The following is a 15,105-nucleotide window of genomic DNA, read 5'->3' as shown; positions in this document are numbered from 1 at the left end:
GAAACATTATGAGCAGGCATCACTTTAGAAAAGTTTCCGTAGCGCTGTTGGACGATCATGACCTGGTCTTGAGAGGTCTGCGGGATTTACTGGAAGAAAATGCACTTTTTAACGTGGTAGGTACCTATAGTTCCGGACGGGAACTTATCGTCCGGTTAAGGGATGCGCCTGCAGACGTGCTCGTGATTGACTACGAGCTTTCACCCGCGGATGTTGACGGCCTCGATTTGATTAAATCATTAACCCGGCATTATCCAAAAGTGGCTATCCTTGTGGTCTCCGCCCATTACAATCCAGCGACAGTCGCTCTGGCGCTGCGCGGAGGGGCGAAGGGATTTCTTGGAAAAAACCGCCCGGCACAGGAGATCCACCGGGCTATAATTACGGTTAGTCGAGGAGAGGTGTATCTGGAAACCGAGATGCGGTTTCGCCTGGCTGATCAACAGCAGCATGGAGAATTACTATTGTCTGGGCAACTCAGTGAGGCCAGGATTAACAGCGCGCTTTCACTTTCCTCACTTACGCCTAAGGAGCAGGAAGTGGTTCGATGCTTTCTGTCAGGAATGACAGTAACGGAAATTGCCGAAAAATTCAGCCGCAGCTTGAAAACTGTCAGTGGCCAGAAGCAGAGCGCCATTCGCAAGCTTGGCCTCAAGGCAGATCACGAGCTATTTATCATTAAAGATGTATTGCTGAAACAGCCTGCTTCCTGAGCGCATCAGCCCAGGACTGCGCCTGGGCTGCCGCCGGCATTTCTCCTGCACGCAGCGCCTGCTCAATCGCACCGGCCTCTGCGGCAAGTCCTTGTAGGCTATACATCTGCGCGACCCCTTTAAGTCTGTGCGCATAATGCAACATGTAATGGCTATCGCCGCACAGCGATGCCGCGATAAATGCCTCAACGTCCTCCATAATGTACCCTTCCAGTTCCGTGGAGCTCATCACAGTTGCTGGCTGGGGTTTCAGCATGATTTCCGGATAGCACCATTGTGCCAGAACTCTGCTGAGAGAGAGCAGCGATAACGGCTTACTCAACATGACATCCATTCCGCAGCTAAAGCACATCTGCTCGTGTTTATTTCCGCTGAGTGCCGAAATGGCAATGATGGGAGTCGCCTCTCGCATATAGCTGCGCTCATACTCGCGAATCCGGCGTGCAACCTCATATCCGTCAATGTCGGGCAAATTACAGTCGAGAAGAATGGCGTCATAGTAGTTTTCATCCTGCATCAGCTTAAGTGCAGCTTCCCCCTCGCTTACCAGCTCGTATCTGCAGTTAAGGCTTGCCAGCTGGGCCGCCAGCATTTTTTGGTTAGCAGGATGGTCTTCTACTACCAGTATACTTGTGTCATCCCTGAACCTTGTGATGGTCTCATCAGGTGTTTTTTGTGCTGGCGCCGCACAAAATGTTACGGGCAGATGAATGGAGAATATCGATCCTTTTCCCGGCTCACTCTCACAGCTGATTGTGCCCTGCGCAAGTTCAACTAGTTCATGGCAGATGTAAAGGCCCAGTCCACTTCCATCGTATCGGCGCGTAGTGTCGCAGTCCGCCTGGGTCCACGCCTCAAAAAGGCGATGCTGTATATCCGGTGAAATACCGATGCCGGTATCGCTAACTTTGATACACAGCCAAGGTTCACTTTTGTCGGAAAGATACCACTCTACGGCAAGCGTTATGCTGCCCTGTTCAGTAAATTTAATGGCGTTACTCAGTAGATTATTTATGACCTGACGCAGGCGATACTCGTCGGCCACTATCCATTGACCTTCAAGCGAGGTGGACAAATTAGCGCTTAGCAACAGTCCCTTCTGCATAGCAAGCGGCTGATGAATTGACTCCAGCTCATATATTACGTTGCTCAGAATAAAGCACCGTTTCTCAAGCGTAAGTTGCTTTTGCGCAAGTTTGCAGTGGTCGAGGATGTCGTTCAGCAGGCCCTGTAGGTTAGCTGATGAAATCAGCGCCAGCGAAAGATACTCATCCCGCTGCTCATCGGCTACCGGCAGCTTCAGTAGCTCAAGAGCGGCCACAAGTGCGTTCATAGGAGTACGTATCTCGTGGCTCATCATGGCAAGAAACTGGCTTTTACGCCGCTCGCTAGTTTCCGCCCTTTGGCGATGTATTAGAGCGCGGTACAAAGCAAGAATGAGGCATGAGAGCATTAATAAAAACAGGCTGATTTCCATTGGGTAAAGCGCAACAATCATGTCCGCCGAAAGCTGACCAGTCTTGACGCTGCCTACCCACTGCCTGAACAGGTGATCGCTCTGCTGGGCAGGCATGCTGGACAATGCACGCGATATGATTGAATGCAGCGGCTGCCATTCCGGGGATACCGCCATGTGCAAACCGGTTACCAGTTCTGGCAACTGTCCGGCAACCGCCAGCTTATGGGCATATCGCCGGTTCAGTAAAGGCATAATGCTCAGGTCCGAGCCAATAGCTGCATCAGCTTCTTCTGTCAGCAAGCTCTGAAGTTGTGCAGCGATATCCGGAAGAGATATAAGCGTAATTTCAGGGTAAAAACGCTTTAGCCATTGCTCGTACGCGCCGCCGGCTAGGACTGCCACGCGCCGCGAAGATAGGTGACCGAGCGTCCGAATATTATGCATGTCGTAGCGGGTGACAATCAGAGCATTTGTTGTTACCCAGCGCTGGGTAAGCAACCACTTTGCCCGCTGTTCATGAGACAATAGGTCTGCGGGCATGTTGGAAATAAAAGCTGAAACCTCACCTGGGGCTGCTGGCCTGAACCTGAGTTTTGTCAACTTTTCAATTTCATCGAGATAAACGCGACTCAGGCCATAGTGTTTGCCCGCTTCGATATAATCCAGTGGCCGGTTCCGTAGAACACTGTAGGGGATCTCCGGATTCGCAGCAATCCAGGCGTGCTCCTGCTCAGTCAATTCAAAATCAGCCCTGACCGGGCTAATTAGTAAAAAAATATGGACAATGATGATTAAGCCGGACCTCAAGAAGTTAATCATATACTCGCTCTTACCACATGTTCAGCATGCTGCGGTGGGTGGTATTAGAGCGAAATGAGTAGACTCAAGCCTACGAGAGCACTCTCAAATCATCATTTTTCCGTATGTGTTAGCTGGCTGAGCTTCTGTATCCAGTGCTGCGTTTCCCACGCTTCCGGCGCTAGCCCTTTCCTGAGCGACAATTCAATACCAGCAGAATATTCCGCGAGCGTTTCCAATTGATACATCTGCGCAACGCCTCTGATGCGGTGAACATGATGGATCATCATCTGCCGTTCACCAGCGTCTGTCGCCATCTTAAAAGCGTAAAGGTCATCCTGTAGGGCTGGCCAGATGTCAAATGACTCAGCTTTCACAACGGATGATCCTCCGCTCTGGATGGATGCTGGCTGATACCACTTTGTCATGATTGCAGCTAGCTCCGCCAGATGGATGGGTTTTATGAGCACATCATTCATGCCACTATCAAGGCTTTGTGTGACATGCTGGCTTGATCCCTGCGCCGATATGGCAATGATCACTGCCGATTCCCTTTCCTGCTGCAGCTCTATGAGGCGAAGGCGCCTTGCAACGGTGTAGCCACTGATGCCGGGCAGCCCGCAATCGAGTAGGACAATATCGTAATAGCGCTCCTCCCCGATAAGCTCCAGCGCCTTCTCTCCATCTTCGGCTATATCATAGTGGCAGTTCAGTCGGGTCAACTGCTCAGCCAACATGTATCGGTTGGCAGCATGATCCTCAACTAATAGGACTGAACACTCGCCAGCAAAATCAGGTAATGTCGTCGGGACAGCTGAGCCCTCATTTTCAGGGGATGGGGATGCGCATGCGTTTAGCGGTAGCGAGAAGGTTACCCGGGTTCCTTTCCCCATTTCGCTCTCTATTTCAATATGTCCCTTCATCTGTTCTATCAAGCTACGGCAGATGTATAGCCCCAGCCCACTTCCTCCTTCCTGATGTTCACCCTGCTGCCAGGCCTGGGTCAGCCGCTGCTGCACAGAGGGGGAGATCCCACGCCCCGTATCCTCAATCTGAACGTTAAGAAACCCGCCGCTTTCATTTATTGACATATGCACACCGCCGTGGTCCGTAAATTTGATGGCATTCGTGAGCAGGTTGTTAGCAATCTGACGCAGGCGGTTCGGATCAAAAAGGCCCCACCGATCATTCCCCGGAAGCGAACTGGTAAAGTCCAGATAAAGCCCCTTACGCTGTGCGGCGGGACGCTGTGTGTCACATATGGCTTCCAGAACTACACAGGGTTGAAGGGCCACTGGCTGGAGAATCAGCTGTTTCCGGGTAATTTTCTCATGGTCAAGCACGCTGTTCAGTAATTCCAGCAGATCCTGTGATGAAGAATAGGCAAGATCGGCATATTGTCTGCCGCGGTCCGAACTCTTCTCCCTTGTAAGCAATTCCAGTGCCGCAATAATTGCGTTCATGGGCGTGCGGACTTCGTGGCTCATTATCGCCAAAAATTCGCTCTTGTAACGTTCGCTGCGAATAGCACGTCGCCGGGAAATAAGTGCGCCCCGGACGGTAATAAGTAGCAGGACGGCAAGGATGACAATAATAGTGAGGGGGTAGCGATATTGCCACAGAACCAGCATCAACGTTGGGGTACCGATATCTACAATACCTATCCAGCGTGCAAACATGTCCTGAGCTTCACCGGCGCTGATACGGGCCATACTTTTATCAAGTATATCCCGAAGTTCAGGATACGCCGGATTCACCGCCATGCTGATGCCGCTGGCCATCTCCGGAACCTGAGCTACGATGGCCAGACGGTGGAGGTAATGGCGCTGAAGTATGGGCAACATCACAAGTCCGGACGCTATCGCGGCCTGATTCTCTCCTTTATCCACAGTGCTTAGCGCGTGCAGAATATCGGACTCCTCACTGAGTCGGATTCCGGGATTATGGTGACGTAGCCACGGGATATAATCAGATCCACTTACCACCGCAACGTGCTTTCCCTCTAACTGCGCCAGCGTGCGGATGTCGGTAGTTTCCTTTTTGCTGACGATCATGGGCATAGTGTTAGCCCATGGGAAGGTGAAGAGCCAGCGCTGGCGCTCTGCATCACTGAGCAGGCCGGAATTAACTGCAGTGATCATCATCGGAGGCGTGAGTTCAGTCTGTTCTGCTGGAACATAGATGAAACTCAGGCCTGAGCGGCGTGAAACGTCATCTAGTACTTCACGGCTGATGCCCTTATGCTGCCCATGGGCAATAATTTCCTGAGGCCATGTATCCTTTACAGTATAAGTGACCCGCGGATGTTCCCGTATCCAGGTCAGTTCAGACTGGGTGAAGATCGGAGGTTGAGCACTTAGCGGTACGGTCAGGCACCCCAGCAGAATTAGCAGTGAGAGTGGCAGCAGTCGCATGGACCTAGCTCCTTTTTACTGGTGGCTGGCAGCAGCGGGGCAGACGACATAGAAAAAGCAAATATCGTGCCGCCTGGTCAAATTCATCAGACGGCTACGTTACATTCACTTTCACGCGGTGGTCAACTTTGTCATCCGGCATCACTATCTGACATCCGGGAGTGATATATATGATGATGGGTGCACAGTGCGCGGCAATAGAAACAATTACCTGATGCCCCTCAAATTCGGCTGTCGTGCCATATTGAGCAATACGCGTATGATTCCACGATAAAATCAACGATGAAAGCAAACCCTGATCACATTTCTGCAACATGGACAGAAAAGCCTTAGTTCCGGTTAACGCAGGCGCTTTTGCTGGACTTCCATCCAGTTAACATCTCCACCAGAATGCAGGAGTAGGACAGACTATGTCATATGAGATTATTGTTAAGCAAATTCGAGAGTCGGCGCAACTTTTCAAGTGCAGGATATTGGTGTCTAAGAAACCCCTTATTATTGTTTATTCAAGATTTAGCCGCCCGCGATGCATCATCCGTGCGGTAGAGGGGACACAGAATCGCTGTGTTAACGTGTATATCAGCGGACGTGACCTTAATTATCCCTCCCATTTTTTCATGTCAGAGTGCATGTATTCCTCCTCTCGTGAAACAACCCTTAATGGATGGCTAATGATAACGCGCTTTGACCGTTTTAATTCCTCTATACGCACGTTGAAGGAACTCGTGGTTCCTTATGGTGACTGAACGCTTTTCGTCCTTTTAAGTCAGGTGAGCTGGTCATACTCCCAAAGGGCGCGAATTATCCCCACGAGGCGCCTGATATAAAGTATGTCTTTATCGAAAAGCATCAGGTTGAGTTCAGCATTAAACCCATGTGACGTACACTGAGAATTGCCCGCAGCGGCTGGTATGACTGGTGTATGTGCCGCCGCCAACCTGACCTGCTCCCCGTTGATTAATACACCGCGATGTTAGTAATGTCTTCATCAGTCACATGAGGACATCCCCATGAAGAAGCGATTTTCCGACTAACAGATCATCAGTATTCTCCGCGAGGCCGAAGCCGGGGTTTCAGCCCGGGAACTCTGCCGCAAGCATGCCATTTCAGACGCTACCTTTTACACCTGGCGCAAGAAGTTTGGCGGCATGGAAGTCCCTGAAGTGAAGCGGCTAAAGTCGCCTGAAGAGGAGAACGCCCGCCTCAAGAAGCTGCTCGCTGAAGCCATGCTGGATAAGGAGGCGCTTCAGGTGGCCCTGGGCCGAAAGTTCTGACGACAGACCAGAAGCGGGAAGCCGTGGAAGTCATGTGTGAAGCCGCAGGCCTGTCGCAACGCCGTGCCTGCAGGCTGGCAGGTCTGTCCCTGTCGACCTGCCGTTATTCGGCTCAGCGTCCGGCTGCTGACGCGCAGCTGTCTCTACGCATCACAGAGCTGGCACTTGAGCGCCGCCGCTTTGGTTACCGGCGCATCTGGCAGCTACTGCGTCGGGAGGGCCTTCATGTCAACCACAAGCGGGTATACCGCATCTACCATCTCAACGGCCTGAGTGTAAAACGCAGGCGACGCCGCAAGGGACTGGCGACGGAGCGGCTTCCGCTTCTTCGCCCGGATGCGCCGAACCTGACATGGTCGATGGATTTTGTCATGGATGCACTTGCCAGCGACCGCAGGATGAAGTGCCTGACCTGCGTGGATGATTTCACGAAGGAATGTCTGACGATCACCACGGCATTCGGGATTACAGGCGTTCAGGTGACACGTATTCTGGACAGCATTGCGCTGTTTCGTGGCTATCCTGCAACGATAAGAACCGATCAGGGTCCGGAATTTACCTGCCGCGCGCTCGATCAATGGGCTTTTGAACATGGTGTTGAGTTGCGCTTAATCCAGCCGGGCAAGCCAACGCAGAACGGATTTATTGAGAGTTTCAACGGTCGCTTTCGGGATGAATGCCTGAATGAGCACTGGTTCAGCGATATTCTACATGCCCGGGAAATCATTAATGACTGGCGGCAGGATTATAACGAGTGTCGACCACATTCATCACTGAATTACCTGACGCCGGCTGAATTTGCAGCGGGCTGGCGAAACGGGAAATATGAAGAAAAACCAACCGACATTACTAACTGAAGGTTGTATCTAATTCTGGGGGCAGGTTAAACCAGCCCCACGTCAGCAATCGCGTTTTATCATACTCCAGTATACTCTCACTGAAGGCTAACTGATAATATTCAGTCGATGGTCTATTTCAGTCAAACGCCTCCAAACCTGTCAGTCTTAAGGCCGCCCCTCCGAATGATTGTTCCCTTCTCCCTTCATTTTTTCACGCGTCGAAATTGGTACTACGCAGCCTTCTGTGCCGTTTGGCTTGGACTATTTCACACAGGATAGTGTCCGCCATTCTTCCGTCGTTAGGGCATTACTATTATTTGCTCATTCTATTTACTACCGGCAAGCCGTCGGCTGATCGGCTCAAACTCTGGCGTCGCGTGGCGTTTTAGCGTATCTGGAGTACCTTTTTCAATCGCCTGCCAATATGACCACGGCACTTTGCCTTTCCCTAATTCATAATCCATCGCATCCCAGCTGTCCTCGCGGAAACTATAGAAAGCCCAGTGAATCTGATTCTCGTCAAGAACGGTGATCACGTCGTCCAGATACTGACGGCAACTATTGAGCATTCTCACACAACCAAATTCACCTGCGACCATGCGGTTGGCCGGAATACCCTGCCGTTTCGCCCAGTCAAACGGTTGTTGAAGATAATTCGCCACGCGTTTCGCATCCCACATTTGCGTTTTACCGTTAAAAGGCGATTTGCCGGGGTAGGTGTAAGGTTTGATACGTTTGAGATTCGGAGCACTAGTCGCCTCATAAGGTTCGTACATATGGAAGCTATAAAGGACGCGTTTATCGTCGAGTGCTTTCGGCCAGTAGCTGAAACTGTCGGCGGCGGCGTACCAGCCGCTGTCCACCATGACCGGTGTCAGCGGATCGACTTCACGGATGGCATGAATCACTCTTTGATAGAACGCTGGCAGGTCCCGCGAGCTACCCTTTTGATTCTGATACCAACGTTGCCTATCTGTCTGCGCAGCATGTTCCTGCAGGCCGCCATTTTTCTCTGGCGCAGGCTCGTTAATAAGGTTATAGGCGGCAATGGCAGGCGTGTCCTTTAATGCTTTAGCCAGATCGCGCCAGAAGTTCATGCTCTCCTGCCAGTATTTTTTGTTTTCCCACAACCGCCCGTCAAACTTATCACCATTGTTCTGCGACCAGCGCATCCCAGGTAGCGAGAGAGGAGTGATCACAACTTTCAACCCAGCGGCGTGGGCTTTTTCGATGGTAGCTTTCAAGATTGACAGGTCTTGCGGAACTAGTCCCTGATAATGGTCGACGTCGCCTATCAGAAAGTCGCGCTTTGCAGGCTGCCATTTATCGTAAGACAGACGTACCCAGCTCGCACCGTAGGCACGAAGTGCTGCAAAATAGGCTGCGTCAGGCGGTAGGCGATTAAAGCTGTTGCCGCCCTTTTTAGGCGTATTCCAGAAAGCGATTTCATCAGCGGCCTGAACGACGGTGGTGGTCAGTGCGCCCAGTAACAACGTGAGAATGAACAGCTTTGCAGGTTTATTTTGGCGAGTCATAAATTTCTCTTTTATCAGCTAGATTTACATGTAGTAATGGCGTCGTCACGCAAGTCAATACTATGCATTAATCAAATTAAACCAGAGTTCCACCAATGTGAATGGGGTCTAAGCTAAGGATGCTTCCAATGCCGAGGCTTTCTGGCATGATGCAGTAATTGGGACTGTTCCTGACAGTAATGCGCTAAAGATATTGTTATTTTGCATTTATAAAATCTGAGTTGACCCTGACCCGAAATCCTGCGCCATTCAGAAACAGAATTCCGGCATGATATTCACTCCCCCACAAGCGGAGGTTGTGCCGATGAAAAAGTCACGATTCATCGAAGAGCGGATTGTCTTTGCCCTGAAGCAGGCTGAGCTGGGTACGCCCGTACCGGAAGTCTGCCGCAGGCTGGGCATCTCCGATGCCACGTTCTACATCTGGCGCAATAAGTACGGCGGAATTTCTCCTTCAGAACTGAAACATATGCGGCAGCTCGAGGAGGAAAACCTTCGCCTGAAGAGGCTGGTTGCCGATCTGAGCCCCGACAAGGCCATGCTGCAGGACGTGCTGGTAAAAAAGAGCTGACGCTGGCACGCCTGCTCGAGTGGGTCAGGGACTTGCAGACCCGCTACGGTGCCAGTGAGAGACAGGTCTGCTTTGCGCTGCAGGTCAGCCGCAGTTCGTTACGGTACCGCTCCGTTTCGGCAGACGACAGCGCGCTGCGGCTGCGCATCAGGGAGATAGCCGAAACCCACGTCCACTATGGCTCACGTCATGCTGAAACGGGAAGGCTGGCGCGATAATTACAAGCGCATTTACCGGCTTGACCGCGAGCAGGGATTATCGCTGCGGCTAAAGCGTCCCCGTCGCAAAAAATCTGCGCTGAAACGGCAGCCACATCCGCTGGGGTTGTATCCCAATCATGTATGGGGGAGGGATTTTGTCTCCGATGCGTTGTTTGACGGTCGCCGGCTGCGCCTGCTGACGGTAATCGATCTCCACACGCGCGAATGTCTGGGGATCTGCGTGGGCCAGAACCTGCGGTCTTCATAAGTGGCTGAGATGCTGAATAAAATAGCGCTGAGGCGACCGCTGCCACAGCTACTGAAAACTGATAATGGTTCTGAATTTGCTGGAAAAATGCTGGATAAATGGGTGTACGAACGTGATATCCGGATTGACTTCTCGCGACCGGTTACGCCCACGGATAACGCCACGGTGGAATCATTCAACGGCAGGCTGCGGCAGGAATGCCTGAACGAGAACTGGTTTTATGTTGATGGAGGATGCCCGGTGCAAAATCGAAGCCTGGCGCACTATAACCAGAGTCGTTCCCATTCTGCGCTGGGCTGGATGACCCCATCCGAATTTGCCGAAGAATCTGCCGGTTGCCAGAATAAGCAACCAACCTGAAGCCGGTTATTCCTGATTATGCATGGATCATATTCGGGGCAGAGTCACTTTCGGACGTTTTTTTAATTATAATCCTTATTAGCGAAAATTCTGAGGAAATGCCGCGGGGACAATCATTTTCCACGCGCTTTTATTCGTCAGATATTCCGTATTTCGGTACGCCTGCTCATTTCTTCTAATGCTTATTAGGAGCGTGAGGTCGCCCCGAGCATGAACAGCTTTTGCCCCAAAGGCTCGACATAACGATGAGACAGCCATGCGATAAACACCGACGCAATCATTGCTGTTATAAAAAGCGTGACACCCTCCACGGACAGGTTTTTTTTCACGACCCGCATGGTAACCATATGCAACAGGTAGAGCGAAAAGGATATGTCGCCGATGAATACCAGCCAACCCGGCGTGATACGAGCCAGCCAGTCATCGTTAAAGGCAACTGCTGCTAATAACAATGCCAGCACCGTACCGGATTCAGTTAAACCATGACCAACATGGCGATTTAGTACGATCTGAATTACGGCCAGCAGGGTGCCTGCAACAAGCATCGGAATACGTGCTGCAACCGGCAATTTGCGCATGTGCGGCCACAGGAGCCCCGTCACTACTCCCGCAGCGAATTCCCAGATGATTGGGTTACCCATCAGGTTCAGGTAGCCATGCGGGAAGTCATAACCGGCTGTATTCAGCGTCAGATTCTGTCCACTGCCGACGGGAACGATGATGAGGAGTGTCGTCAGCAGAACAGCTAATGCAGCCCAGCGCCATCGGGTGAGCAGGGATACGGCCATCAGCAGATAAAAAGAAACTCATAATTGAGCGTCCACCGGACCCCATACAATCCGCCGTCATCAACATAGAAAGGTCCGTGCTGCGTATAAGCAACGGTCAGAGTCAGCGCGCTGATCAGATTCAGGACCTTATCGGGGTAGTGGAAGGTGGCCATTGCTCCGCCAAGCAGGAAGTTAATGGCAAGCAGAATAAAATAAGCAGGTAACAGGCGAGCTGCACGACGCTTAAGAAAGTCAGCCGCTGACGCAACTCCGGAATTCATGCGTGAAACTGAGAGCGTTATAACAAAGCCACTCAGCACAAAAAAAAGGTCTACCCCGGTGAGCCCCCAGTTAAACATGGAACTTCCCAGACCGGGATACTGTGCATCAATCTCCTCACGATAGTGATAGGCCATCACCGAGAGCGCGGCCAGTCCGCGCAGAGCCTGTACGGACTGCAATTGCATTTTCATTAATGTGTATAGATTTCATGAAGTTTCTGAAAAGGTGAGGCCAGTCTAAATGGGAAAGTCTGCCGTAACAAGTTCAGCTATTTGTTTATGAGGATGAAGTATTACTTACGTAAGCGTACAGCGTGAGCCGTATTAACGGGGAGGTGTTATTCAGTTGGCAGTGTGTTGCGCCAGGGTAGCAGCTCGCTGACCCGGTTGACCGGCCAGTCAGCTATGAAGTCAAGGACCTAGCGTAGGTAGCCCTCTGGATCCACGCCGTTCAGTTTGCACGTCCCGAACAGTTTGTATAGCAACGCGCCGCGCTCACCACCGTGCTCCTAACCGAAGAACAACCAATTTTACGGCCCAGACTGACCATCCGCAGCGCATTTTCAGCGATGTTGTTAGCGGCTTCGGCACAACCGTCTTACGCATACTATGTCAGGGCCTGCAACTGCTTCAAGGCGTACGTGAACGCCTTCGCCAGCTCCGAGTGTCGCGACAGCGTTTTCATCTTTTCCCGCAGCCTGCTTTCCAGAGATTTCAGCAGCGGTTTCGTTTTCCGCTGACGTTCGGCAAGCATCCGCTCCGCCGGCGTTCACCTTATTTACGTCTTGATAGCATATAACCCGCCGATACGTTTCAGAGCTTCTTCCATCAGCGTCGATGGCGTGCGGATGTGCACATCGCGACTTTTACGGCGGGCATGAGCCCAGCAGGCGGCTTCCGTTATCCGGCCATCGCGGTACAACTCGTTGAACCCGGCGCGCACATCCGCCTGCAGAACATCGCTGAAACCAACTAGATGGCTCTGCGGGTGTTTGGAGAGTAAGCGAACCACCCCGCTGTCGCCAGCTCTGATCCGGCATTACAGTCGTCACGAATGTGGGTCCACAACCACCCGATCTTTATTAACTTAATTACCTAGCAACAGCACAGGGACGGGCGTGTCATCGGCGTGGAGCTTGCCGTCAGTCAGAACATAGTCCCGAAGTGCCTCTTCCAGCGGTAGCAGCGGCCAGCATGCATCCACCCAGCCCACAACAGTGAACGACTCATTGTCACACCCTGACGGCTGTACATTTCTGACTGGCGTTACATAGGGGGGTGTTCTGCATAATTTGAGCTCAGCACGTGGGCCATCAGCCCCGGTCCGGCCATACCCTGCGTGAAGGTGCGGGCGCCTGAAAGATGGCATCGCACTGAACACAGGCATGCTTTCACGTACGGTCCGGATAAACCGGAAAGCGCTGCGTATAAGTTCCAGCTGTTCTATGGTTTCTTCACTCAGATAGCTCAGCGCGCCACCGCAGTCCAGGCAGCATGACTCTATTGGCAGCAGTCGCTTTTCATCACGGGGGAGTGGTTCGGGGTACGGGTATGTCGCAACTACCGTTGCACGGGAGGGGCATCCACTCGACCGGCCAGCGTATCGCTTTCTTTCAGCAGCCGGTTCAGGTCAGCCTCCATCTGTGCGATGCGGCGGGAGACCTTTTCGGAACTGTTGGCGAAGTTCATCCGTCGAAGCTTATCCAGTTGTGCCTGCGGGGGATCTATCTCGAACTTCCGGTCGGCCAGCTTTCCAGCAGGGCACGCTTCAGTGCTTAGTATTCGGCAAGGCGATGTTTCAGCAGAAAGATATTGTTAGAAGGGGTGTCGTTAATAATCCCGTATTTTACCAGGCTTATTCTGCGGCAACCAGAATAAAGAGACCTACATGGTTAGGGAGGACAGCAGCCGCTTAAGTTGCCCCCAGTGGGTGCCTTCCAGCAATATCGCCCGCTGCGCCGGTGTCAGCAACACTTTACCATCGCAGTACTACGGCCAGGCAAAGCGGTCGCGCTCCAGCCGTTTGGTCAGCAGGCATAGCCCATTCCCGGTGGACCACAGCAGTTTGACCAGGCTGCCGCTGCGGCCACGGAAGATGAAGACGTGAGCGTATATCGGGTCGCCTTCCAGCGCCGTCTGCACCTTTGCGGCCAGGCTGTTGAAGCCGTTGCGCATGTCGGTGATACCGGCAGCTAGCCAGATTTTGGTTCCGGAAGTTAACGGGATCATCATTTCAGTTCCTGTATCAACAGAGTCAGAAGCTTTTCGCTGACAGTGCCATTGAGACCCGGTGCCCCGTGCCGGAACGTTACCTCACAGCTGATGTTGAGAGTTTCCGGGTGCTCTGCGAACGTTTCTGGCTGTACGGCAGTTGCATCGAGAGTCACAGGAAGTAGCTGAGGGCTCTCAGAAGAAGGTAATAGCAGCTTTCCCTCGCGCCATTGTTGGTACCATTTGACAACAGATTGGCGTTAATGCCAGTTTCGAAATGGATATTCCGGGTTCGCATGAGGCGGAACGAGCTGCTGCTTAAACTTAGGAGAATAATTAGGGCAGCCCTTACGTTCTGCCGGGAGCCACATTGTTCTGCATTTCTGACACTTTAGTTCACACTACTTATTTGGTGGACACCACTTTGTCGTATGCTTCAGATTATGACCAGATGGTTCACATTGTACGCTTAAAGTTCAACTCTTAATGCACCAAATTATTTTTAATACTAACTCACGAGCTTAGATCCCAATTATTATATTTTTTTGTCCAGCCATTCTGCACTAAATGTCTTATGAAGCAGTAATTGCATTTCATCATAGCTTGGATGCAAAACGTTCTTAGCGGAATATCCGACATTATAAGAAATATCACCCAGCGCAAGCCTTAACTGTTTACCCGCAATATCAGGAGTCAGTTTATCACCAGAATTAAATGCGGGAATTAAGAGCATCTCCTCAAAAGAGGAAGATTCCATTTTTGATTTAAAGAAATCCATGAACAGTCGCATGGATAGATCTCCCAAATGAATAGTTTAATGAGCAAACTTCAAACATAATGATTTAGTGATACTTCAAAAGATAATTTCGATAAAAAAAGCTTACCTATTGTTAGCAGAATAACTTACGGATACATACTCGAAAATTCGCTTGCTTCATATAGCAACAGACTGTTCTTATTCTGGAAAAGAAAACAATAGAGAGGGTTATTGGTATGTTTAGTTTAATAACGGGAAGTAATTAACAAGATTAAATTAAGCGGGCCAGAAGCCCGCTATCATAAACTATCGCCCTTTGTCAGCCTTGAACGGCTCTTCACCCGGAAATCCGCGGGCAGGCATATCACGCAAATCGTGTTTGCCAACGGCATAATCTTCAGGCATCGCTTGCTGCTGCATTCGCTGGTGTGCCGCCAGTTCGCTTTTCAGCGCGGCTAACGTGCTGTTCATCCTGTCGGTCATTGTGCTGCACGCAGCACCGCTGCCTTCAGCAACGGTGCTTGCCGTTTCGCCTCCCGGCAGGCTTTGTGTCTGTGTTGCCTGTGCAAATTGCTCTGAAAAGCTGTTTTGGACATTCTGGGAAATTGCGATTCCGCTTTTGACTGCATCCATAATGATATTGGCTTTAATCATG

The 15,105-nt window shown here is 51.4% G+C and carries 10 protein-coding genes and 3 pseudogenes; 5 read left to right on the top strand and 8 right to left on the bottom strand.

The features are described 5' to 3' along the window. Positions 1 to 8 precede the first annotated feature (8 nt). Complete coding sequence (locus K7H94_RS22545) at positions 9 to 713, top strand: response regulator (protein ID WP_222952417.1); 705 nt, start codon at positions 9 to 11, stop codon at positions 711 to 713. Here K7H94_RS22545 and K7H94_RS22540 read toward each other — a convergent pair. Beyond that, positions 679 to 2,991 (bottom strand): ATP-binding protein, encoded by a 2,313-nt coding sequence (locus K7H94_RS22540; protein ID WP_222952416.1) that lies wholly within the window; start codon positions 2,989 to 2,991, stop codon positions 679 to 681. The two genes, K7H94_RS22545 and K7H94_RS22540, sit on opposite strands and share 35 nt — an antisense overlap. Before the next feature lie 92 nt (positions 2,992 to 3,083). Then, positions 3,084 to 5,384 carry an ATP-binding protein gene (locus K7H94_RS22535; RefSeq protein ID WP_222952415.1) on the bottom strand — a complete coding sequence of 767 codons (2,301 nt, stop codon included), beginning with the start codon at positions 5,382 to 5,384 and terminating at the stop codon, positions 3,084 to 3,086. A gap of 1,037 nt (positions 5,385 to 6,421) precedes the next feature. Between K7H94_RS22535 and K7H94_RS22530 the strand changes: the two genes are divergently transcribed. Then, positions 6,422 to 7,515 (top strand): IS3 family transposase gene (locus tag K7H94_RS22530; protein WP_245001445.1). Its coding sequence is split into 2 segments (ribosomal slippage): positions 6,422 to 6,653 and positions 6,653 to 7,515, totalling 1,095 coding nucleotides; the frame shifts between segments, so codons are not numbered across the junction. A gap of 308 nt (positions 7,516 to 7,823) precedes the next feature. Here the strand turns inward: K7H94_RS22530 and K7H94_RS22525 are convergent. Further along, on the bottom strand, positions 7,824 to 9,032 hold the full coding sequence (locus K7H94_RS22525) for a glycoside hydrolase family 5 protein (protein WP_222952414.1): 1,209 nt from the start codon (positions 9,030 to 9,032) through the stop codon (positions 7,824 to 7,826). Between the two features lie 304 nt (positions 9,033 to 9,336). Here K7H94_RS22525 and K7H94_RS23115 point away from each other — a divergent pair, with 304 nt between their 5' ends. The 3 genes from K7H94_RS23115 to K7H94_RS23105 all read left to right on the top strand — a co-directional run bounded on the left by K7H94_RS23115 (position 9,337) and on the right by K7H94_RS23105 (position 10,431). Beyond that, positions 9,337 to 9,603 (top strand): transposase, encoded by a 267-nt coding sequence (locus K7H94_RS23115; protein WP_245001441.1) that lies wholly within the window; start codon positions 9,337 to 9,339, stop codon positions 9,601 to 9,603. A gap of 189 nt (positions 9,604 to 9,792) precedes the next feature. Continuing rightward, positions 9,793 to 10,071 (top strand): hypothetical protein, encoded by a 279-nt coding sequence (locus K7H94_RS23110; RefSeq protein ID WP_245001440.1) that lies wholly within the window; start codon positions 9,793 to 9,795, stop codon positions 10,069 to 10,071. Positions 10,072 to 10,080: 9 nt separating this feature from the next. Further along, positions 10,081 to 10,431 carry an integrase core domain-containing protein gene (locus K7H94_RS23105; RefSeq protein WP_245001444.1) on the top strand — a complete coding sequence of 117 codons (351 nt, stop codon included), beginning with the start codon at positions 10,081 to 10,083 and terminating at the stop codon, positions 10,429 to 10,431. Between the two features lie 185 nt (positions 10,432 to 10,616). Here the strand turns inward: K7H94_RS23105 and K7H94_RS23260 are convergent. The 5 genes and pseudogenes from K7H94_RS23260 to K7H94_RS22490 all read right to left on the bottom strand — a co-directional run bounded on the left by K7H94_RS23260 (position 10,617) and on the right by K7H94_RS22490 (position 15,104). Further along, a pseudogene (locus K7H94_RS23260) lies at positions 10,617 to 11,617 on the bottom strand (acyltransferase family protein). A gap of 203 nt (positions 11,618 to 11,820) precedes the next feature. Beyond that, positions 11,821 to 13,317 (bottom strand): annotated as a pseudogene (gene tnpC / locus K7H94_RS23345) (IS66 family transposase). A 49-nt stretch (positions 13,318 to 13,366) separates the two neighbouring features. Continuing rightward, a pseudogene (gene tnpB / locus K7H94_RS22500) lies at positions 13,367 to 13,711 on the bottom strand (IS66 family insertion sequence element accessory protein TnpB). Positions 13,712 to 14,228: 517 nt separating this feature from the next. Further along, positions 14,229 to 14,471: a hypothetical protein gene (locus K7H94_RS22495; RefSeq protein WP_222952411.1), complete on the bottom strand. Its 243-nt coding sequence runs from the start codon at positions 14,469 to 14,471 to the stop codon at positions 14,229 to 14,231. A 285-nt stretch (positions 14,472 to 14,756) separates the two neighbouring features. Continuing rightward, positions 14,757 to 15,104 carry a DUF6277 family protein gene (locus tag K7H94_RS22490; RefSeq protein ID WP_222952410.1) on the bottom strand — a complete coding sequence of 116 codons (348 nt, stop codon included), beginning with the start codon at positions 15,102 to 15,104 and terminating at the stop codon, positions 14,757 to 14,759. Position 15,105 lies beyond the last annotated feature (1 nt).

Source organism: Pantoea dispersa (assembly GCF_019890955.1).
GTDB lineage: Bacteria > Pseudomonadota > Gammaproteobacteria > Enterobacterales > Enterobacteriaceae > Pantoea > Pantoea dispersa.
This window is presented reverse-complemented; position numbering and strand designations above follow the sequence as displayed.